This window comes from Herbiconiux flava, from assembly GCF_013409865.1.
Classification (GTDB): domain Bacteria; phylum Actinomycetota; class Actinomycetes; order Actinomycetales; family Microbacteriaceae; genus Herbiconiux; species Herbiconiux flava.
On sequence record NZ_JACCBM010000001.1, the window covers coordinates 1816849 to 1836880 of the forward strand.

The following is a 20032-nucleotide window of genomic DNA, read 5'->3' on the forward strand; positions in this document are numbered from 1 at the left end:
CCGATCAGGGGCGGTAGCGCTCGGCCAGGCCAGAGCCGAGGTTGCCGCCCATGATCGCGCGCTCGGTGTTCGCGAGATCCTGGAGCAGATCGACGGATTCGAGACCGGGCAGGCAGACGACCTCGCCGCGTGAGAAGCCCGACCAGGCGGCCTTCGCGACGTCATCGGGTGTCATGGCGTTCGGCCCCTGGGAGGCGCCCCCGTTCCACTCCGAGGAGACGAGTCCCGGGCACAGCGCCATGGCGTGCACACCGGTGCCCTCCAGCTCGGTCGCGAGCACACGGGTGAAGGCGACCATCCCCGCTTTCGCGCCGACGTACAACGCCCGCTGTGGGAGGGAACGGCCCTGGGATGCGGGGCTCGACGGCACGCCCGCGCTGAAAGTGAGGTTCGAGGCGACCGCGATCAGGCCGCCCCGGCCGCGCTCGAGCATTCCGGGGAGGGCGGCGCGGGTGAGAGCCGGTGTGGCGTCGGCGTTCAGGGTCCACGCCCGCTCCAGCTCGGCCGGATCGATCTCGGCGAACGGGCCGTAGGCGCTGACGCCGGCATTCGAGACCAGCAGGTCGATGTCACCGGCGGCGGCCCGCTCGGTGACGAGGCGGAGGCCGGAGCGCTCGGACAGGTCGGCACCGACAGCCTCGGCGTGGGCTCCGGTCGGGCTCAGCTCCTCCGCCAGCGCCGCCAGACGGTCTTCGCGACGTGCGACGAGAACGAGGTCGTAGCCCTTCTCCGCCAGGAGGGCGGCGAGGGAGGCGCCGATGCCGGAGCTGGCGCCGGTGATGAGTGCGCGGGGACGAGTCATTGGTTCTCCAAAGCATTGATGACTATCAAGACGTTGATAAGTGTAAAGCAGATAAGCTGCCCGTGTGAACTCCGAATCGACAGGCACCGAGCGATCCGACCCGCGTCATCGGGTCATCTGGGCACTCCGTCGTGCGGAGATGGCGGTGCAGACCATGAAGGAGCGCCAGCTGCGCCCGATCGGGATGACCGCATCGCACTACGCGCTCCTGGTGTCGATCGACTCCGAGCCCGGCTCAGCGGGGGCAACTCTCGCCCGCCGACTCAACGTGACTCCGCAGGCTGTGGCCGCGCTCGTCGCCCGTCTGGAGGATCGCGGTCTTCTGGAGCGCCGCTCGCACCCGCGTCACGCGCATGTGCAGGAGCTCCATCTCACCGAACCCGGGCGTCAGGCGCTGCGGCAGGCGGAAGAGGTGATGGAGCGCATCGAGCAGCAGGTCATCGAGCTGATCGGGCCGGACTCGAGTTCAGCCTTCCGTGTGGCGCTCGACACCCTCGCCGACTCCGCTCTCGAGCTGCCGCAGGCCGAGACTCTCGCCGACCGGTAGGTCTCTTCCCCGGGCATGGCCTCGGCGGTCGCGATGAGAGCGTGAGGGGCCTCGCCGCGGCTACCGGTTGGCCCAGCGGTCGAGCCACTCGTGCACGGCAGCGAGGTGCGGTGCTTCGGGGTCGATCGCATCCATGTGGGCGAGGTGGGGTGGCTCGAAGAGCGTCACCGCGCCGCCGGTCGCCCGGGCGGCTTCGAGGAAGGCGCGGGTGTGGGCGATGGGGACTCGGGCGTCGTCGGTGCCGTGGATGATGAGGACCTCGGCGGGTGGGGGCACCTGGGCCAGGGGCGAAGCCTCGGCGTAGGTCGCGGGTATCTCAGAGGGGGCGCCGTCGAAGAACTCGGCGGCCGCGCCGGTGCCGACACCCTCGTGGTAGCTGCGGACGACGTCGGTGACCGGAGCCAGGGCTACGACCGCGTCGCCCGCCTCGCCGCCGAGCAGGGCGAGCTGGCCGCCGACCGAGTGACCGACGATCGCCAGGCGCGACGTCGCGCCCTCCGCGCGGACGGCGGTCAGGGCCGAGGCCAGGTCGTCACGCAGCGCGTCCCAGCCGTCCGCGCCCCGGCGGTACTCGATGTTCGCCACCATCCAGCCCCGCGCCGCGAACTGCGGCACGAGCGGCCGCATGAGCTCGGCGGTGTACGGCGCGCGCCAGTAGCCGCCGTGGATGAAGACGACCGTGCCGGGCGAGCCGGTCTCGGCACGCGCATCCGGGTTCCAGAGCTCGACCCACTGGTCGGCGTGCGGGCCGTACCGCCGCACGAGGTCGGCCTCGGGGAGGCCCCGCGGACGAGCATCCGTCGCCGTCACGCGCCCTCGACCGAGCCCGGCGCCAGGAAGTCGACGCCGTTGGCCGCCGAGAGGCGCACGACCTCGTCGGGGTCGGTGACGTTGTGGAGGAGGCTGAAGAGGGTGGCGAGCTTGCCGCCGGGGCTCACCCAGAAGAGCGACTTCGCATCCGTCTCCTGCTTGTTGTAGTAGGCGTGGGGGAGGTTGCGGGGCATCTGCACGAGGTCGCCGGGGCCGGCGGTGGTCCACCGGCCGTCGAGGTAGAGGGTGTAGACGCCCTCGAAGACGTAGATGAACTCGTCCTGCGTGGGGTGCACGTGCGGCGGCACACCGGTGCCGGCCGGGTCGAACGAGAGCCAGGAGTAGGTGTTCGCGCTCTCGATCTTGGTCGTGTAGGTGTGGCCCAGCACGTTCCAGACGCGGCCGCCGAACGCCTCGTCGGCGCGCACGATGCCGGCGGGCAGGTCGCCCAGGATGATCTCGTCAGTGCTCATCGTCGAACTCCTCGGGTCGGGTGGTGTGTGGCTCCATCATGGCCTGCTCGCGAGCGCCGTGCCGCGATCCTGCTCTGAACTGCGCCGAGTCCCTGGGCGGGCTGGTTTGAGCACTTCGGGATGGTAGGCCGTCCTATGTCGTAGGCGACTGATAAGATATGTCCTCCAAGACATAATTGACCTGAACGATGGAGGTGGCCGGTATGGCAGATGCATCGACGTTGATTCGCGCCGCCCGCCGGAGTCGACGGCTCACCCAGGAGCAACTGGCTGATCGCGCTCAGGTCGACCAGGGGAGCGTGTCTCGCTCAGAACGGGGTCGGGACGCCGGGTTCAGCACGATCGATCGTCTACTGGCAGGTACCGGTCATCGGCTCTACTCGGCCCCGACTCGGCGCGACGACGCTTCGACAGCGGCTGCAGAGATTCGTCAGCGGCTTCGCGAGAGGGACAAGGATCGCGCTCTGCGCGCTCTGCTTCAGCTCAACGACAACCTTCTCGCGGAGCACGGCCTCGTTCGAGGGATTCTCGGCCTGGCCGAGCCCGAGTTGACCGGGGACTCGGCGTGGGATGCGGCGATAGCGGCCCTCGTCGCCTGGCATTTGGGGGCAGAGAGCATCCCGGTGCCGGCCTGGGTCGACCAGCCGGACCGCTTTCTCACCGCGCCGAGAACGCTCGACGTGGACCCTGCCGACCCGGTGCCGCCGCGCTCCGAGGTGCCCGATGCGTTCGCCAAGCGGGGCGTCCTCGTCTGGCGTGACACGTTCGCGAGCGTCTGACGATGCCGAGCGCACTGAACCGCGACGACATCATCGCAGGACTGCGTGAGCTCATCGTCGAGCTTCGCGCCGCCGATCAGGTTGCGGGTATTCGGCTCGTCGGCGGTGCGGCGCTGGCTCTGCGCTATTTCGATCGCGGGACGACGCAGGATCTCGACTCGCTCCATGTCCGCCCGGGCAGCGACGCAGAAGTGGCGGCTGCCGCAGTGCGGGTCGCTCGACGCCGCGATTGGGATCCCGCCTGGCTGAACCTCGAAGTCACCAGAGCCGATGCGCTCCCGACCCTCGGGCGCGAAGTCGAGTGGGAGACGATCCACGATCAGGGCGGCATCCTCATCCAGGTGGCCTCCCAGGAGGCTCTTCTCGCGATGAAGCTGCGGGCCAACCGGCCCGGCCGTGATACCCGCGATATTCGACTCCTCCTCGGCCTGTGTGGCATAGACACCCTCGAGGCGTGCGAAGACTTCTATGAAGGGTTCTATCCCGGTGACGGTCTCGCGCCGCGCGCGGTGAACATCGTGACTGCCATCCTCGCGGAAGGGCCGCCCCAGGTCCCGGAATCGCCGCCGCCCATCGTGCTCTGATCGCGGGTCGACAAGGCCCGGCGACCTCGGTGGCGTCAGGCGCCGAGGTCGCCCGCGATGCGGCGGAGTGCCGCCACGTGGCCGTCGAAGGCCCGGCGCCCCTCCGGGGTCAGCGCCACCGTGGTGGTGCGGCGCTGGTCGCCGCGGCTCGACGACGACGCCTTGGTGACCCGCACGTAGCCGATGTCGGTGAGCGCGCGGAGCGTCTTCGAGAGGTTCGCCTCCGACAGGTCGAGCGTGGCGCGCAGCACGGCGAACTCCGCCGCGTCGACCGGTCGCAGCAGCCCGCAGATGCGCAGCCGGGTGGGGGCGTGGATCTGCTCGTCGAACCCGTCGTCAGTGTCCATCGCGCAGCTCGCGGTCGTAGACCCGGTCGTACAGCCGGCCGCCGCCCCACATCGCCACGAAGGCCGCCGCCGCGCTGGCCACCACCCACTCCGGATGCCCGGTGGCGGTCAGGGCGAACGAGACGCCGAGCAGCAGCACGATCACGATGCCGAGCACGATCGAGACCACGAGACTCTTCGGGCCGGCCATCCGTGTGATCGTCATGCCCGTGATGCGCTGGTAGGCCAGCGAGAGGAAGGTGATGCCGAGGCAGCCGAACGCCACCAGCACGAACTGAGCGGGCGCACCGGGCCCTGGCGAGCCGATGATGAGGGCGGTGCAGAGCGCCAGCAGGGGGTAGTACCAGGCGGGTGTGCGGATGCGGTCGGCCAGAGCCTGCCGGTCGGCGTGCAGGGCCGACAGGGCTTCACGGGCCGCGGGCCCGTCGGTGCGGCCGGCCCCGTTGCTGGTCTCGAAGTCGCTTTCCATGTAGTGAAGTGTTTCACTTGCCGATCGGTTAAGCAACTGGTCGACTGCCCGCGAGGCGGGTTCGGCGGGCGGCCGCCGGGCACGCCGGTTCGACGGTGAGTCGGGTCGACGGGGCATCCGGATGCTGGCATGCTCGGATTCGACCCGGAGGACTTCGGGCGGGGGCGAGGGCGAATGGAGCCGCTCGCGATTGGGGGATCACATGAACGGACTGGGCTGGAAGGCGACCGCGGCGGTGGCCGTCGTGTTCTTCGTCGTCGCGGGGGCGAGCGTGCCCGTGCTCTTCGGCGGTGGGGACGTGGCGCTCTGGCGGTGGCTGTTCCCGGTGGCGTGGCTGGCGCTCGGGATCGCTCAGCTGGTTCGGGCGCGCAAGAAGTACGTGGCGGAGAAGCAGGTGGCCGACGGGGCGGCGGACTCCTCGATCGGGGCGACCGATTCCGGGAGCGTCGACCATGAGCGATGAGCAGCAGTTGCCCGAGCGCAGCCGGATCGTGCAGCAGCACCTGACCGACGCCGGGATCACGGCTCGCGTGCGCGAGCTGCCCGATTCCACCCGCACCGCCGCCGAGGCGGCTGCCGCGCTCGGCTGCGAGGTCGGTGCGATCGCCAGCAGCCTCCTGTTCCTGGCCGACGACGAGCCGGTGCTCGTGATGACCAGCGGCCGTCATCGGGTCGACACCGATATCCTCGCGGGGCAGCTCGGTGCGCAGACGGTCGTCATGGCGTCGGCGAAGCAGGTGCGGGCCGTGACGGGGCAGGCCATCGGCGGGGTCGCGCCGGTCGGGCATCCGTCACCGGTGCGCACCGTGATCGACGCGGCGCTGGCCGGCTACGAGACGATCTGGGCGGCAGCCGGCACACCGCACACCGTGATGCCGCTGACGTTCGAGCAGCTCACCGCGCTCACCGGCGGCCCGCGGATTCGGGTCGCGGCCGACTGAGCTGACCGGCGACTCACCGACCGGGCCGGCGGACTGAGTTCACCGGTCATTCACTCGCCGAGGGCCGGTGCGCCGCTGGGAGCGCGGATAATCCGTGTCATGGTCGAGTCCGTCAGTGCGTGCGCAGTCGGTGGCCTGCGCTTCGGCCGCGCCCGTCGGCGGGTGCGGTGAACGGCGAGGTGCGGCAGCGGGGGCCGCGCACCCGCCTCCGGCTCTCCGTCGCCGTGCTCGCGGTGGTGGCGGCGGTCGGGCTCGTCGTCGGCGCACTCGTCGTCTTCACCTGGATGGTCGACGAGACCCATTTCGACCGGCCGGACGCCGGCTTCGATCGCCTCGAGTCGCAGCTCGACGGGCTACCCGGGGTGAGTGTCGACGCGAGCGAGCGCTGGGTCGAAGCGCCCACGTTCTCGGGGCCGACGTCGTGGATCTCGCTCGCCGTCGACCAGACGAACCTGCCACGCCTGCTCGAGGCGGCGTGCGGGATGGAGTACCGCGATCCCGTGACGTGGTCCCTCCGGGTGCGGACGGACGCCGGTGACGTCGTGTCGGTGCACACGGACGCGGTGCACACGGACGCGGTGCATACGGATGCGGTGCACACGGACGCGGTGCATACGGACGCGGTGGCGCCCGAACGCGCGGGCGACGATCCGCGCTGCATCGACGCGGGTTTCGACATCGTCGCCGTGGTCGGCCAGGTCGACCGTCTGCGGCTCGGAATCGACCTGCAGCCGACGATCTGGGAGAGCGGCCGCTTCGCGCTCGTCGCGATCGACGCAGCGTCCGACGATCTCCTGACCATGCTGCCGCTGGTCGCTCACGCCGATGAGCTCCGGGACTCCGCGGGACTCGACCCCGACAGGCTTATCGAGATAAACGCGCCATCGCTCGGGATCGTCATCGAGCCGGGCGAGCAGGACCGTCACCTCGCGCTGCTCTCCGAGCTGGCCGGCGAGCACGGCGCCCGGAGCGTCTGGGCCGACGACGGCACCACGCAGATCGACGGCATCGCGAAGGTGCAGGTCGTGGCGCCGCCGGGGGAGCACTCGGCGATCGAGGAGGCGATTCGGGCATCCGGTCTGTCCTTCGCGGGCTACCCCGTGCGCTTCCTGCCCTCCGGATCGGACTGAGGTCGCCGGGACCTCCATGGGGCGGGCGGGCGGGCGGGCGTCAGTTCGCGGCGGCGCGGCTGAGCGAGGCGGTGAGCCGCTCGGCGGCGGCGTCGGCGAGGAGTCTGCCGAGGGTGCGGATGCCGGGGTCGTTCGCATTCGGCTGCCGCGTCGCGAGGAAGAGGGTTCGCTCGACGGGCACGGTCAGATCGTGCAGCACGACACCGTCGGGCAGCCGGTCGACCGTCAGAGACGGAACCAGGGCGACACCGACGCCGGCCGCGACGAGCTCGAGCTGCACACCGAAGTCCATCGTCTCCGCGACGATGCGGGGGCGGAACCCGGCCAGGCCGCAGGCCCGTTCGACCATGCTGTAGCAGGTCACATCGGCGGTGGGCACGATCCACGGTGCCCCGTTGTAGTCGCCGAGCCGAGCCGCGCCGCCCTGCAGCGGGCGCCGGTCACCGGTGCCCACGGCGAGCCGCACCGGCTCGCTGCCGAGCGCGTTCGCGACGGCACCTCTCGGCAGCTCGCGCGCGACGTTGGAGTACGAGTGGATGACCGCGAGATCGACCGCACCCGCGGTGAGTGCGGCGAGTGCAGCCTCCGGCTCGAGCGTGCTCAAGGTGAGGTCGAGTCCTGAGCCCGGGTCGGTCAGGAGGCTGCGGCAGACGTCGGCCACGAAAGTGCGGGCCGCCGAGGGGAACGCCGTGAGCGTGTAATGGCCCACCGAGCCGGAGCGCAGCGCCTCCAGCTCCAGCTCGGCCATCGAGAGCTGGTCGAGGATGCCGTGGCCGTGCTGCGCCAGCACGGCGCCGGCCGCGGTGAGGACGACCCGTCGGCCCTGCCGCTGGGTCAGCGCCAGGCCGAGCTCCCGCTCCAGGGCGGCCAGCTGCATCGAGACGCCGGGAGCCGTGAGGTGCAACTCGTCGGCGACCGCGGCGATGGTTCCGAGGCGCTGCAGGGCGGCGAGCATCCGGAGCTTTCTGACGTCGATCACGCCTTCAGGCTATGCCAACCAGGGCTTAGCTCGCGAGTAACGAATGCTAAGTGGTGCTGATGCTTCACTGCTGCGAGCATCGGAGCATGAAGAGACATGGGGCGGTGTTCGCGGGGCTCGCCGTCGTGGTGCTCTGGGCGTCGGCGTTCCCGGCGATCCGGGTCGCTGCGCCGATGATGGGCGTGGTCGGGCTGTCGTTCGCGCGACTCGCGGTGGCCACCGTCGCGCTGGTCGTGTTCGCGGTGATCGCCCGGGCTCGGCTGCCGCGGATGCGCGATCTGGGCTGGATCGCGGCGTGCGGCTTCTTCGGCATGACCGCCTATCAGCTGCTGCTCAACTGGGGTGAGCTGGACGTGCCGGCGGGCACGGCGAGCATCATCGTCGCTGCGGCGCCGCTCGTGTCGGTGGCGGTCGCCCGGATGCTCTTCCACGAGCGCGTGTCGGTGGTCACGATCGTCGGCAGTGCGATCGCGCTCGGCGGGGTGGCCTTCGTCTGCCTCGCCCGGGCGGGGGTCTCGCTGTCGGCGGCAGTGTGGATCGTGGTCGCCGCGATGGTGGTGCAGGGCGTCTACCATCCGCTGCAGCGGCCGCTGTTGACGAGGTACAGCAGTCTCGAGGTGGCCTGCTACGCGATGGTCGCCGGCACGGTGATGACGCTGCCGCTCGTGCCGTTCGATCTCGACGGCCTGCTCGGTGCGGGGCCGGTGCCGTGGCTCGCGGCGATCTACCTCGGTCTGCTGCCCTCGGCCGCGGGGTTCGTGCTGTGGGCGTACGCGGTGGCGCGGATGCCCGTGGCCGCGTCGACCTCGCTGCTGTACCTGGTGCCGCCGGTGGCGGTGCTGATCGCGTGGGTGTGGCTCGGAGAGCTGCCGATCGTGGCGGAACTGGTGGGCGGGGTCGTGGTGATCGTCGGTGTCGTCGTCGTGTCGCAGGGGCCGCGGATGCTCGCGCACCGGGCCGCGCGGCGGGTGGTCAGGGCTTCTCGTTCTCCAGCGCTGCGGTGAGCTGGGTCTTGTTCATGCGGGAGTAGCGGGCGATTTTCTTCGCCCTGGCTCGCTCGCGGAGCTGGATCAGGGTCGGCGCCGCGGGGCTCGGCTTCGGCAGGGGCGGAGTCAGGGGAGAGGGCTGCTGCGCCGTCTTCTCTTCCGGCTGCTGCGCCGTCCTCGCTTCCGGCTGCTGCGCCGTCCTCGCTTCCTCCACCTGCGCCGCCTTCGACTGCGCTGCCTTCACCTGCGCTGCCTTCGACTGCGCTGACTCGGCGGCCAGGCGTCGCACCGCCTTGGCCTGCTTGGCCGCGAGCTTCTCGGTGTCCTTCGCGAGCGCGCGTGCCTGCTTGCGGAGCTTCTTGCTCGAGTCGCGCACGGCCTTGTGCGCGGCCTGCACCGACTTCTCCGCGCGGCGAAGTGCCTTCTTGGCCTTCTTCTCGCCGGCCTTCTCGCCCGACGGCTTCGTGTTCGAGTTCTTCTTCTCGGTCTTCGACTGCGCCATTCTGCGCACCTCCTGGAAGTGTCCACGGATGTTCGTGTGGCTCACCGTACTGAACGCCTGGAGCATCGAGGGTGAACGCGCGGGGGCCCGGGTCGGCTCGGAGGGAACGTCCAGACGCGGGGTCGTGGGGTGTGCATCCGCTCGGATCGGCGGCGGAGGGAGCGTCGGACCGGCTCGTCGGGTGCGGTCAGGACAGGCGGCGGGCTGCGGCGAGGAGCCCGATCCCCAGGACGAAGACGCCGAGCGCGACGATCAGCAGGAGGAACGCGACCTCGTAGCCGGTCAGGAAGATCGCGAGGCCCACCGCGAACGCGACGATCGCGAGCACGACGCACGCGATGCCCGCCACGCGGAACGCCATGACGGCGGGGTGGGTGCGGGGGTGCGTCGGGCGCGCTCGGGAGGGCGGTGTCACGGGTGGCCGATCCTGGCGCTCGAGACCGCGGGCGACACGAGGGGGCCGCTGATGCGCCAGGCCGTGCTCTCGCGGGGACTCACACCTCGAGTGTGAACGCGGCCGGTCGAGGGGGCAACCGGGTCGGCGCCGACTTCGCCGACTGTTCACCCGCGACGTCGGGTGCCCGAGCGCCGTGACGGTCATGGCGGGTGCGAGCATCCATCCCCTGGGGAGCGTCGATGTGCCGATGGCAGCTGCCACCCCGCGGATGCTCAGCGGGCGTCGAGGCGGGCCGCCACGTCGGGCGGGAAGCCGCCCGTGGCGATGGGGCTCCAGCGGGTCGGGGTGATGCGGAGGAGCGACTTGTCCTGCAGCGCCATCGCCGAGCGGTACTCGGCCCAGTCGGGGTGCTCGCCCGCGATGCAGCGGTAGTAGTCGACGAGGCCGTCGGCCGCCTCGGGCATGTGCAGCACCTCGGCGTCGCCGTCGACCTGGATCCAGGCGTCGTTCCAGTCGTCCGAGAGCACGAGCACCGAGGCCGCCGGCCGGCGGGACGCGTTGCGGGTCTTCGCGCGTCCGGGGTAGGTGGAGACGACGATGCGGCCCTCGGCGTCGACGCCGCCCGACACCGGGGACATCTGAGGGCGGCCGTCGGCCCTCGTGGTCGCGACGAGCATCCGGTGCCTGGGCCTGACGAAGGCGAGCATGCCGTCGCGATCGACCTCGGTGGTGGTGGAGATGGTTCTGGCCATGGCTCAAGGGTAGGGGTGCCCTGTTGCGGACATGTCCGGAACAGGCTCTAGCTGCCGGGCCCGCCACCTCGGAGAGTGAGAAGATGCCCGAAGACTCGCTCTCCGACCTGTTCGCCCTCTTCTCGCACCGGTCGACGGATGCTCGTCGCAGCGGTGTCTCGCGCCGCACCGTCCTCGGCGCGGCGTGGTCGGCCCCCGTCATCGTCGCCGCCGTCGCCGCGCCGCTCGCGGCCGCCAGCACCGGTCGGCCGGACGCGTCGCTGTTCTGGTCGGAGGCGGACGGGATCCAGGGGCAGTCGTCGCTTCTCACTCTGATGGTGCCGAGCGGGTCGCCCGGTATCGGCAGCACGGCGACGATCGTGCTGCAGCTCACGCCGTACGGGAACATCCCGGAGACGATCGGCTCGGGGCGATGGACGTACACCCCGAACTTCGGGGCGTACTCCGCGACTCTCACGTCGCCCGTCGGGGGCGTGACCGGGGGCACCAGGGGGTTCACCATCGATGAGTGGGGCGAGCTCTCGGGCCCGTACACCGTCGTCGCGACCTACACGAACGACAAGGAACCGGGCTCGCTGACGGCGACCATCAGGGTCGGTTTCGGGCCCGAGCCGACGCTCGAGTGGCTCACCGATCCCGCGGAGTTCGGCACGACGACGACGCTGAGGCTCACGGTGCCTCCCGAGTCGTACGCGATCGGCCGGCGGGGGCTCCTGGCCGACCTCAATCAGTTCCCTCCCCCCAATCAGACCCCGCCGTTCCCGGCGGGCACCACGGTCATGAAGGCGCCGGGGTGGACGGACTACGTCGATCCCGACCAGGGCGTGAAGGCCTTCCAGCTCGACCCCCTGACGGAGGGTGTCCACGACTTCGTCTACACCCTCGGCGCCGGTACCGCGGCGGTGACGCCGAGCACGATCCTGATCGTAGGCAAGGGCGTGCCGCCCCAGGCGCCCCTCCGCATCGTCCCGGCCTAGTTCGGGCCGGTTGAGCGGGCTCGACGCTCTGTCGTTGCAACTCACGATCCGCTATATTCAAGGCATGACTCCGGCCGCCGAACTCCTTCGCAGTGCGCGGGTGACATCGGGGCTCACGCAGCGTGAGCTGGGGGAGCGGGCGGGCGTCACCCAGAGCGTCATCAGCGCCTACGAGAGCGGCCGACGCGAGCCGTCGCTGACCACGCTCTCGAAGCTGGTGGGCGCCACCGGGCTCCGCCTCGAGACGCGAATCGCGGCCGCGGAGCGAGCCGACGACGTGGCGCGGGCGGCTGGAGCCGGCCTGCGCTCGCTCGTGCGCGAACGACGTGAGGAGCTCGAAGCCGCGCTCGGGGCGCTCGGTGCTACGGGCATCCGGGTCTTCGGCAGTGTCGCCCGCGGCGAGGCGACAAGTGAGAGCGACGTCGATCTGCTCGTCCAGCTCGACGAAGGTGTCGGCCTTTTCAACCTCGCCCGGATGCGCGGGGAAGCGGAACGGATCCTCGGGGTCGCCGTCGACGTCGTACCGGAGGACTCTCTCAAGGCTGACGTGCGGGAGAGCGTCCTCGCCGACGCGGTCGAGCTGTGAGGCGGAGCGACGAGAAGCTCCTCGGCGACATCGCGGTCGCGTGCGCGGCGATCCTCGACTATTCGAGCCGGGCATCCGCACCCGAGGATCTCGTCTTCGACGCCATCCGAATCAGGCTCGTCGAGATAGGCGAGGCGGTCAAGGGGCTGAGCGAAGCGGCGACGGCCCAGGAGCCCGACGTGCCGTGGAAGGACATCGCGCGCATGCGGGATTCGCTCGCGCACCACTACTACTTCGACACCTCGCACGCCATCGTCACGGAGACCGCGCGGACGGACATCCCCGTGCTGTATCAGGCGGTTGAACGGCTTCTCGCCCGATAGCTGCCGAGGGTGGGGCGCCCGCTCTTGACGGGTGGCGCGAGGGTGGAGGATGGTGGCCGCATGAGCCTGTTCATCACGTGCCCCGTCGCCGACGTCGAGCGGGCGACCGCGTTCTACACCGCCCTGGGGTGGAGCCTGAACACCGAGATGTCGGGGGAGCAGGTGTCGTGCTTCGCGATCGGGGCCGAGCAGTACGTGATGCTCGGCAGCCGGGAGATGTACGCGGGCGTCGGCGGCGTCGAGGAGCTGATCGGCGGGCCCGGCACGCCCTCGAAGGTGACGGTGTCGTTCGATCTCGGCAGTCAGGAGGCGGTTGACGAGCTCGTCGACCGCGCGGGGGCTGCCGGCGGACGGATCGGGGACACCGACGACTACCCCTTCATGTACCAGCGCCAGTTCGATGACCCCGACGGGTACCACTACTCCCCGTTCTGGATGAAGCCCGCCGCCGAGCCGGCCGGCTGAGCGGCCGCGCCGCCGGCCGGTCGGCCGCCGAGCCAGCCGCCCGCCGGCCCGGCCGGCCGAGCGGGGCGACGCCCGCTACGGAGCCGCGGGCGCGTGGCGGTCGAGGAACTCGAAGACCTCCGTGGTGTCGACGCCCGTGAAGCCCGAGGTGGGCATCGCCGCGTGCAGCGACGAGTTGAGGCGCGCCGACGGGTGCGCCTGGCCCGCCCAGCGCGACGCGAGGCCCGCCGGCGGCCGGCGGCAGCAGGAGTCGTCGGGGCAGGTCGACGCGAAGCGGTTGGGGGTGCCGCGGCCGCGGAACCACTTCGCGTGCGCGAACGCCGTACCGACCGAGACCGAGAACTGGCCGCGCGACGAGGGCTGGATGCGCGAGGTGCACCAGTAGGTGCCCGCCGGCTTGTCCGTGTACTGGTGGTACGGGCTGAAGCGGTCCTCGACGTCGAAGACGCGGCGCGCGCTCCAGAAGCGGCAGACGGTCTGGCCTTCGACGGCGCCGAGGGCGTCGGTGGGGAAGGCGACGCTGTCGTTCTCGTAGGCCTTCGAGATGGTGCCCGACTCGTGCACCTTGAGGAAGTGCACCGGGATGCCGAGGTGCTCGGTCGCGAGGTTCGTGAAGCGGTGGGCCGCCGTCTCGTAGCTGACGCCGAAGGCGTCGCGCAGGTCCTCGACCGAGAGCTCACGCGCATCCTTCGCCGGTCTCAGGATGCTCAGCGCACTCGCTTCGGGAATGAGCAGCGCCGCGGCGAGATAGTTCGTCTCGACCCGCTGCTGCAGAAACGCCGCGTAGTCGGCGGGCTCGTCGTGCTTCAGCACGTGCGACGCGAGCGCCTGGAGCACGACCGAGCGCGGATCGGCGTCGGGCGACTGACCGAGCGGCACATAGATCCGGCCGTGGCGGAGGTCGGTGACCGAGCGGGTGGAGCCCGGGAGGTCGCCGACGTAGTGCAGCGTGAAGCCGAGGTGCGAGGCGAGGTCGGAGGCGACGCGCTGGGAGAGCGGGCCTCCCGTGTGTCCGACTGCCGCGTGCAGGGAGGCCGCGGTCTGCTCGAGCTCGGCGAAGTAGTTGTGGCGGTGGCGCATCGAGCGACGCAGGAGCGTGTTGGCTCGGCGGGCCTCTTCGGGGGTCGCGGCGCGTTCGCCGTGCATCCGCTCGAGCTCGCGGTGGAGGCCCAGGATCGTTCTGATCGCCTCGTCGCTGAGGGACTTGCGGAGGGGGAGGGCCGGCAGGCCGAGCGAGGCGAACAGGGGGCCTCGCTGGGCACGTTCGAGCGCGATCTCGAGGGCGGCGCGGCCGGTGGGCGGCGTCGAGTCCATCAGCTGATCGAGGCCCACGTCCAGAGCGGTGGCGAAGCGCTGCAGCTCGCCGAGCTTCAGTTCGCGCTTGCCGTTCTCGACGACCGAGACCTGCGAGGCGGCCCGGCCGATGGCGCTGCCGAGCTCGTCGAGGGTGAGGCCGCGCGCGGTGCGCAGCTGGCGGATGCGGCGGCCGATGGTGAGGGAGTCGGGCATGTCTCCATCGTGGGCGGGGAGGAGTGACGTCAGCGTCATGCCGGGAGTCTGGCACAGGACGTTCTTCGGGAAAACAGAAGAACGGCCGAAGTTCTGCCGAGAAAGGCGGTGAAGAGCGGATGCGCGGCCCGGATAGTCGAAGTCAGCCCCCGTTTCACGGCACCGACGCAAGGAGCGACACCATGACCATCCGCCCCGGAGACCAGACCCAGACCGCCGCCGAGCTCGAGCGCGAGTGGAAGACCGACGCCCGCTGGAGCGGCGTCGAGCGCGACTACACCGCCGCCGACGTCATCGCCCTGCGCGGCCGCGTCGCCGAGGACGCCACCCTCGCCCGCCGCGGCGCCGAGAACCTCTGGAGCCTGCTGCACGACGACACCACCTGGGTCGCCGCCCTCGGAGCCCTCACGGGCAACCAGGCGGTGCAGCAGGTGCGCGCCGGCCTCAAGGCCATCTACCTCTCGGGCTGGCAGGTCGCGGCCGACGCCAACCTGAGTGGCCAGACCTACCCCGACCAGAGCCTCTACCCGGCGAACTCGGTGCCGGCCGTGGTGCGGCGCATCAACAACGCGCTGCTGCGGGCCGACCAGATCGAGCACGCCGAGGGCATGCCGAAAAAGGAATGGCTCGTGCCGATCGTCGCCGACGCCGAGGCCGGCTTCGGTGGCCCGCTGAACGCGTACGAGCTGATGAAGTCGATGATCCAGGCGGGCGCCGCAGGCGTGCACTGGGAGGACCAGCTCGCCAGCGAGAAGAAGTGCGGGCACATGGGCGGCAAGGTGCTCGTGCCGACCAGCCAGCACATCCGCACTCTCAACGCCGCGCGGCTGGCCGCCGACGTGGCGGGCGTGCCGACGATCGTCATCGCCCGCACCGACTCACTCGCCGCGAACCTCATCACGAGCGACGTCGACGAGCGCGACCAGCCCTTCCTCGACGGCACCCGCACGCCCGAGGGCTTCTTCGGCACGACGCCGGGCATCGAGACGGTCGTCCAGCGGGGCTTGGCCTACGCGCCCTACGCCGATCTGCTCTGGGTCGAGTCGAGCGAGCCCGACATCGAGCTGGCCCGCTCGTTCGCCGAGGCCGTCCACGCCGAGCACCCCGGCAAGCTCCTCGCCTACAACTGCAGCCCCAGCTTCAACTGGAAGGCGAAACTCAGCGACGACCAGATCGTCACCTTCCAGAGCGATCTCGCGGCGATGGGCTACGCCTTCCAGTTCATCACCCTGGCGGGCTTCCACGCCCTCAACCACTCCATGTTCACGCTCGCCCGCGGCTACCAGCAGCGGCAGATGAGCGCGTACGTCGAGCTGCAGGAGGCCGAGTTCGCCTCCGAGGCCGACGGCTACACCGCCACGAAGCACCAGCGTGAGGTGGGCACCGGCTACTTCGACCGGATCGCCACGGCCCTGAACCCCACGAGCGCCACCCTCGCGCTCGTCGGGTCGACCGAGTCCGAGCAGTTCCACTAGGCCGAGATTCCTGCGAGCCGCCACACCAGCCAGCCCCACGACGAGCCGAAAAGAGACACGACCATGACCTCCATCACCCGCACCACCGCCCCCGACCCCCGCCACGACGAGATCCTGACCCCGGATGCCCTCGCCTTCCTGGCCCGCCTGCACGACCAGTTCGCCCACCGACGCCAAGAACGCCTCGAGGCGCGGATGTCCGCCCGAACCGCCATCGAGAACGGCCGCGACCTCCGCTTCCTCCCCGAGACCCGCGCGATCCGCGAGAACACGGAGTGGCGGGTGGCCGGACCCGGCCCGGGCCTCGAGGACCGCCGCGTCGAGATCACCGGCCCCACCGACCGCAAGATGACCGTCAACGCCCTGAACTCCGGGGCGAAGGCCTGGCTCGCCGACCTCGAGGACGCCACGAGCCCCACCTGGGCGAACATCGTCGGCGGTCAGCTGAACCTCCGCGACGCGATCCGCGGCGAGATCGACTTCGCCACCCCCGAGGGCCGCGAGTACCGGGTGACCGCGACCGAGACACCGACGATCATCATGCGGCCGCGTGGCTGGCACCTGGTCGAGAAGCACCTCTGCCACACCGACCGCGCGGGCCACCGCCGGCCAGCCAGCGCCTCGCTGACCGACTTCGGGCTGTACCTCTTCCACAACGCGCATGCCCTGATCGCCGGCGGCCGCGGCCCGTACTTCTACCTGCCGAAGCTCGAGAACCACCTCGAGGCGCGGCTCTGGGACGACGTCTTCACCTGGTCGGAGTCGGCGCTCGGCCTCGCGCACGGCACCATCCGCGCGACGATCCTGATTGAGACGATCTCGGCGGCCTTCGAGATGGACGAGATCCTCTACGAGCTGCGCGACCACGCGGCGGGTCTGAACGCCGGCCGCTGGGACTACATCTTCAGCCTGATCAAGAACCACCGCGACCGTGGCCGCTCCTTCGTGCTGCCCGACCGCGACCGCATCACGATGACGGTGCCGTTCATGCGCGCCTACACCGAGCTCCTCGTGCAGACCTGCCACAAGCGGGGAGCGCATGCCATCGGAGGCATGAGCGCCTTCATCCCGAACCGTCGCGATCCGGAGGCCACGGAGCGGGCCCTGGCGAAGGTCGCCGAGGACAAGCGACGGGAGGCGGGCGACGGCTTCGACGGCACGTGGGTCGCGCATCCGGATCTCATCGACACCGCCCGAGCCGAATTCGACGCCGTGCTCGGCGACCGGCCGAACCAGGTCGACCGGCAGCGGCCCGAGGTGTCGGTGTCGGCCCGCGAGCTGCTCGACCTCAGCACGATCGAGAAGACGGTGACGGATGCGGGCGTGCGCGCCAACGTGTCCGTGGCCCTGCGCTACATCGAGAGCTGGCTGCGCGGTGTCGGCGCCGCCGCTATCGACGGCCTGATGGAGGACGCGGCCACCGCGGAGATCTCGCGCTCGCAGCTCTGGCAGTGGATCCACCAAGGCGTCGTGACCGAGGAGGGCACCCGCATCACGCGGGCGCACGTCGAGCACGAGCTGCACGAGGTTCTGCGGATGCTCGACCGCTCGCTCGACGACCGCTACGACGACGCCGAGAACATCCTGCGCCAGGTCGCCCTCGAGGACGGCTTCCCGACATTCCTCACGATCCCGGCCTACGCGCACTACCTCGTGGAGACCGCACCGGCCCGGGAGCCGCTCGCCGCGTGAGCCGAGGCGCCCGGCCGAGGCACCCGAGCCGGGCATCGGCCGCGTGACGCCACCGCCTCCGTGCCCGCCATAATGGTGGGCATGGAGGCGGATGCGGTCGGGACCATCGTGTGGATCGTCTCGTTCGTCGTCGTCACGGTCGCCGTCACCGGAGTCGCCGGCCGCGTCGGCTGGTCGGCACCGGTCGCGCTGGTGGCGGTCGGGGCGCTCGTCTCCTTCATCCCGGGAGTGCCGACGATCGCGGTCGAGCCCGACCTCATCCTCTACGGGTTGCTGCCGCCGCTGCTGTTCGCGGCGGCCATCCGCACCTCGTTCGCCGACGTGCGGGCGAGGCGCGACGGCATCCTGCTGCTCTCGGTCGGCCTCGTGGTGTTCACCGTGGTCACCGTCGGGCTGACCGCCTGGCTGATCATCCCGGCCATCTCACTCGCGGCGGCCTTCGCCTTCGGTGCGGTCGTCGCGCCGACGGATGCGGTGGCCGTCACCGCGATCGCCGGCCGTCTCAAGCTGCCCCGCCGCCTGGTCACCGTGCTCGAGGGCGAGAGCCTGCTCAACGACGCCACCGCACTGGTCGCCCTGAACGCCGCGATCGCAGCGATCGTCAGCGCCAACACGCCGGGCGCCGAGCCGCTGACGCCGTGGGGGATCATCCTCGAGTTCGTGATCGCGGTGGCCGTGGGCGTCGGGGTCGGCTTGCTCGTGGGCTGGGTGTTCGCGCTCATCCGCAAACAGCTGCGCTCGCCGGTGCTCGACACCAGCCTGTCGCTGATCACACCGTTCGTGGCGTTCATCCCGGCGCAGTTCCTGCACGGCTCCGGCGTGCTGGCGGTCGTGGTCGCCGGACTGTACCTCGGCTTCAAGGCGCCCGTCATCCAGACCGCCGAGTCGCGCATCGCCGAGTCGCTGAACTGGCGCACCATCCAGTTCCTGCTCGAGAACGCGGTGTTCCTGTTCATCGGTCTGAGCCTGTTCGGCATCTTCCAAGGGGTGGCGGACAGCGGGCCCGGCCTCTGGCCGACCGTCGTCATCTCGGTGGTGCTGCTGCTGGCGATCTTCCTGTCCCGCTTCGTCTGGATGATCTTCACCACCTCCGTCTACCGCTTCGGCCCGGGCTGGCTGCGCAACCGCGGCTGGAGCTGGCGCAACGGCATCGCGGTGTCGTTCGCGGGCATCCGCGGGGTGGTGACGCTCGCGGCCGTGTTCCTGCTGCCGGAGGAGACGCCCGAGCGCTCGTTCCTGCAGTTCCTGGCGTTCGTCGTGGTGGTGGGCACGCTCGTCGAGGGCGCCTTCCTGCCCTTCGTGATCCGCCGGCTGCGGCTGCCCCCGCCCGACTTCTCCCAGGAGATGACCGAGGTGCACATGCTGATGGCCGAGGCGCAGGGCCAGGGCCTCGCCCGGCTCGAGAGCGAGGTCACCGACGCCGACGAGCAGCGGGTGGTCGACCGTCTGCGCCTGAACGCGACCTTCTTGACGGATGCCCTCGAGAACCCCTCGCCGGAGGGCACCGAGCCCCCGGCGCGCGCCTACAACCGCCTGCGCCGCATCATGATCGAGGCCGAGCGGCAGGCCGTGCTGCAGGCGCGTTCGGAGGGCCGGTACCAGGAGCGGGCCGTGAAGTCGGTGCTCGCCAAGATCGACGTCGAGGAGACCGAGCTCAACATCGGCAAGCCCCGCAAGGGGGAGTGAGGCGCGTCGGCGCGAGCCGGCAGCGGCACCCGCAGGTGCGCCCGCTACCGGCGCTCGGCCAGGAAGCCCTCGATGAACGTCGCGGTGTCGTGCCAGTTGTGCACGGCCACGGTGTCGATCCCCATCGCCTTGACCGGGTAGTCGTTGCCGCCCTCGTCGAGGCGGTCGCCGACGAAGAGCATGTCGTCCTGCGCGATGCCGGTCAGCTCGGCCAGGCGGTTCATGCCGTAGGCCTTGTCGATGCCCTTGCGGGTGATGTCGACCGAGGTCGAGCCGCCGGAGCGCACCTCGAGCTCGGGCAGCCGCTCGGCGACGGCGGCGCGGAGGAGTTCCTTCTTCGCGCCGTCCGGGTCCCAGGCCGACTTGATGTCGACGGGGGCCGCCTGGCCGAGGGCCGAGAAGGTGATCTGCGAGCCGCGGTCCTCCAGCACGGGGCCGAAGGTCTCGGTCTCCCAGAGGCCCAGGCGCTTGGCCTCGGCCTCGAGGGCCGCCTGGGCCTCTGCCTTCTGCTCGTCGGTGAGGTTCTCGGCGTAGACCTGCGTCCACCCGTCGTTCTCGTAGCGGTAGTACTGGGTGCCGCAGGTGGGCATGAGGTGCAGGCGCGCGAGCTTGTCGCCGGCCGACGCCGGCAGGTTCGCCACGAGCTGCGACTCGAACTGGCCGAACTGGCCTCCCGAGATGACGCACACGGGCACGACGTCGAGCAGTTCGACGAGCAGCTCCGCCATGCGCGGGTTGAGGGGCGCCTTCGAGGGCGCGAGCGTGTCGTCGAGGTCGAAGGCGACCAGGCGGACGTTCGTCGTCAAGCGGAGTTCTCCTCT

The 20032-nt window shown here is 70.7% G+C and carries 25 protein-coding genes; 14 read left to right on the forward strand and 11 right to left on the reverse strand.

The window, feature by feature from the left end; all coding sequences use genetic code 11:
- Positions 1-4 precede the first annotated feature (4 nt).
- Positions 5-802, reverse strand: coding sequence for an SDR family NAD(P)-dependent oxidoreductase (locus BJ984_RS08860; RefSeq protein ID WP_179547705.1), 798 nt, complete (start codon positions 800-802; stop codon positions 5-7).
- A 154-nt stretch (positions 803-956) separates the two neighbouring features.
- Here BJ984_RS08860 and BJ984_RS08865 point away from each other — a divergent pair, with 154 nt between their 5' ends.
- On the forward strand, positions 957-1349 hold the full coding sequence (locus tag BJ984_RS08865) for a MarR family winged helix-turn-helix transcriptional regulator (protein WP_246306672.1): 393 nt from the start codon (positions 957-959) through the stop codon (positions 1347-1349).
- 60 nt (positions 1350-1409) lie between these two features.
- Here BJ984_RS08865 and BJ984_RS08870 read toward each other — a convergent pair whose 3' ends face one another.
- Positions 1410-2159 carry an alpha/beta hydrolase family protein gene (locus BJ984_RS08870; RefSeq protein WP_179547706.1) on the reverse strand — a complete coding sequence of 250 codons (750 nt, stop codon included), beginning with the start codon at positions 2157-2159 and terminating at the stop codon, positions 1410-1412.
- Positions 2156-2632, reverse strand: a complete 477-nt coding sequence (locus tag BJ984_RS08875; RefSeq protein WP_179547707.1) for a cupin domain-containing protein — start codon at positions 2630-2632, stop codon at positions 2156-2158. The genes BJ984_RS08870 and BJ984_RS08875 overlap by 4 nt, the downstream gene beginning before the upstream one ends.
- Positions 2633-2835: 203 nt before the next feature.
- On the opposite strand from BJ984_RS08875, the gene BJ984_RS08880 reads away from it, so the two are divergent.
- The gene (locus BJ984_RS08880; protein WP_179547708.1) at positions 2836-3411 is read left to right on the forward strand and encodes a helix-turn-helix domain-containing protein; all 576 of its coding nucleotides are present in this window, start codon (positions 2836-2838) and stop codon (positions 3409-3411) included.
- A 2-nt stretch (positions 3412-3413) separates the two neighbouring features.
- Complete coding sequence (locus tag BJ984_RS08885; RefSeq protein ID WP_179547709.1) at positions 3414-3995, forward strand: hypothetical protein; 582 nt, start codon at positions 3414-3416, stop codon at positions 3993-3995.
- 35 nt (positions 3996-4030) lie between these two features.
- Here BJ984_RS08885 and BJ984_RS08890 read toward each other — a convergent pair whose 3' ends face one another.
- Positions 4031-4342: a transcriptional regulator gene (locus BJ984_RS08890; protein WP_179547710.1), complete on the reverse strand. Its 312-nt coding sequence runs from the start codon at positions 4340-4342 to the stop codon at positions 4031-4033.
- The gene (locus tag BJ984_RS08895; RefSeq protein WP_179547711.1) at positions 4332-4811 is read right to left on the reverse strand and encodes a hypothetical protein; all 480 of its coding nucleotides are present in this window, start codon (positions 4809-4811) and stop codon (positions 4332-4334) included. Before BJ984_RS08895 ends, BJ984_RS08890 begins: the two co-directional genes overlap by 11 nt.
- A gap of 202 nt (positions 4812-5013) precedes the next feature.
- On the opposite strand from BJ984_RS08895, the gene BJ984_RS08900 reads away from it, so the two are divergent.
- From BJ984_RS08900 to BJ984_RS08910, 3 genes are all read left to right on the forward strand, one after another.
- On the forward strand, positions 5014-5274 hold the full coding sequence (locus BJ984_RS08900; RefSeq protein WP_179547712.1) for a hypothetical protein: 261 nt from the start codon (positions 5014-5016) through the stop codon (positions 5272-5274).
- Positions 5264-5752 carry a YbaK/EbsC family protein gene (locus tag BJ984_RS08905; protein WP_179547713.1) on the forward strand — a complete coding sequence of 163 codons (489 nt, stop codon included), beginning with the start codon at positions 5264-5266 and terminating at the stop codon, positions 5750-5752. Before BJ984_RS08900 ends, BJ984_RS08905 begins: the two co-directional genes overlap by 11 nt.
- Positions 5753-5919: 167 nt before the next feature.
- Complete coding sequence (locus tag BJ984_RS08910) at positions 5920-6882, forward strand: hypothetical protein (RefSeq protein WP_179547714.1); 963 nt, start codon at positions 5920-5922, stop codon at positions 6880-6882.
- A gap of 40 nt (positions 6883-6922) precedes the next feature.
- On the opposite strand, the gene BJ984_RS08915 is transcribed toward BJ984_RS08910, so the two are convergent.
- The gene (locus tag BJ984_RS08915) at positions 6923-7861 is read right to left on the reverse strand and encodes a LysR family transcriptional regulator (RefSeq protein ID WP_271206481.1); all 939 of its coding nucleotides are present in this window, start codon (positions 7859-7861) and stop codon (positions 6923-6925) included.
- Positions 7862-7947: 86 nt separating this feature from the next.
- On the opposite strand from BJ984_RS08915, the gene BJ984_RS08920 reads away from it, so the two are divergent.
- A complete protein-coding gene (locus tag BJ984_RS08920; RefSeq protein ID WP_179547715.1) occupies positions 7948-8865 on the forward strand; it encodes a DMT family transporter in 918 nt (305 codons plus the stop codon).
- On the opposite strand, the gene BJ984_RS08925 is transcribed toward BJ984_RS08920, so the two are convergent.
- From BJ984_RS08925 to BJ984_RS08935, 3 genes are all read right to left on the reverse strand, one after another.
- A complete protein-coding gene (locus tag BJ984_RS08925; RefSeq protein WP_179547716.1) occupies positions 8834-9415 on the reverse strand; it encodes a hypothetical protein in 582 nt (193 codons plus the stop codon). The genes BJ984_RS08920 and BJ984_RS08925 overlap by 32 nt on opposite strands.
- Before the next feature lie 121 nt (positions 9416-9536).
- The gene (locus tag BJ984_RS08930; RefSeq protein WP_179547717.1) at positions 9537-9764 is read right to left on the reverse strand and encodes a hypothetical protein; all 228 of its coding nucleotides are present in this window, start codon (positions 9762-9764) and stop codon (positions 9537-9539) included.
- A gap of 254 nt (positions 9765-10018) precedes the next feature.
- Positions 10019-10498: a PPOX class F420-dependent oxidoreductase gene (locus tag BJ984_RS08935; protein ID WP_179547718.1), complete on the reverse strand. Its 480-nt coding sequence runs from the start codon at positions 10496-10498 to the stop codon at positions 10019-10021.
- Positions 10499-10581: 83 nt separating this feature from the next.
- Between BJ984_RS08935 and BJ984_RS08940 the strand changes: the two genes are divergently transcribed.
- From BJ984_RS08940 to BJ984_RS08955, 4 genes are all read left to right on the forward strand, one after another.
- Complete coding sequence (locus BJ984_RS08940) at positions 10582-11475, forward strand: hypothetical protein (RefSeq protein WP_179547719.1); 894 nt, start codon at positions 10582-10584, stop codon at positions 11473-11475.
- Positions 11476-11539: 64 nt separating this feature from the next.
- Positions 11540-12061, forward strand: a complete 522-nt coding sequence (locus tag BJ984_RS08945; protein WP_179547720.1) for a helix-turn-helix domain-containing protein — start codon at positions 11540-11542, stop codon at positions 12059-12061.
- Positions 12058-12384, forward strand: coding sequence for a HepT-like ribonuclease domain-containing protein (locus tag BJ984_RS18625; RefSeq protein ID WP_179547721.1), 327 nt, complete (start codon positions 12058-12060; stop codon positions 12382-12384). Before BJ984_RS08945 ends, BJ984_RS18625 begins: the two co-directional genes overlap by 4 nt.
- 60 nt (positions 12385-12444) lie before the next feature.
- Positions 12445-12849 carry a VOC family protein gene (locus tag BJ984_RS08955; RefSeq protein ID WP_179547722.1) on the forward strand — a complete coding sequence of 135 codons (405 nt, stop codon included), beginning with the start codon at positions 12445-12447 and terminating at the stop codon, positions 12847-12849.
- Positions 12850-12924: 75 nt separating this feature from the next.
- Here the strand turns inward: BJ984_RS08955 and BJ984_RS08960 are convergent, their stop codons facing one another.
- Positions 12925-14397 (reverse strand): helix-turn-helix transcriptional regulator, encoded by a 1473-nt coding sequence (locus BJ984_RS08960; RefSeq protein WP_179547723.1) that lies wholly within the window; start codon positions 14395-14397, stop codon positions 12925-12927.
- A gap of 143 nt (positions 14398-14540) precedes the next feature.
- On the opposite strand from BJ984_RS08960, the gene aceA reads away from it, so the two are divergent.
- The 3 genes from aceA to BJ984_RS08975 all read left to right on the forward strand — a co-directional run bounded on the left by aceA (position 14541) and on the right by BJ984_RS08975 (position 19211).
- The gene (aceA, locus tag BJ984_RS08965; protein WP_179547724.1) at positions 14541-15833 is read left to right on the forward strand and encodes an isocitrate lyase; all 1293 of its coding nucleotides are present in this window, start codon (positions 14541-14543) and stop codon (positions 15831-15833) included.
- A gap of 63 nt (positions 15834-15896) precedes the next feature.
- The gene (gene aceB, locus BJ984_RS08970; protein ID WP_179547725.1) at positions 15897-17525 is read left to right on the forward strand and encodes a malate synthase A; all 1629 of its coding nucleotides are present in this window, start codon (positions 15897-15899) and stop codon (positions 17523-17525) included.
- An 81-nt stretch (positions 17526-17606) separates the two neighbouring features.
- A complete protein-coding gene (locus BJ984_RS08975; protein ID WP_179547726.1) occupies positions 17607-19211 on the forward strand; it encodes a cation:proton antiporter in 1605 nt (534 codons plus the stop codon).
- Positions 19212-19255: 44 nt separating this feature from the next.
- On the opposite strand, the gene BJ984_RS08980 is transcribed toward BJ984_RS08975, so the two are convergent.
- Positions 19256-20017, reverse strand: coding sequence for an HAD-IIB family hydrolase (locus tag BJ984_RS08980; RefSeq protein WP_179547727.1), 762 nt, complete (start codon positions 20015-20017; stop codon positions 19256-19258).
- Positions 20018-20032: the final 15 nt, after the last annotated feature.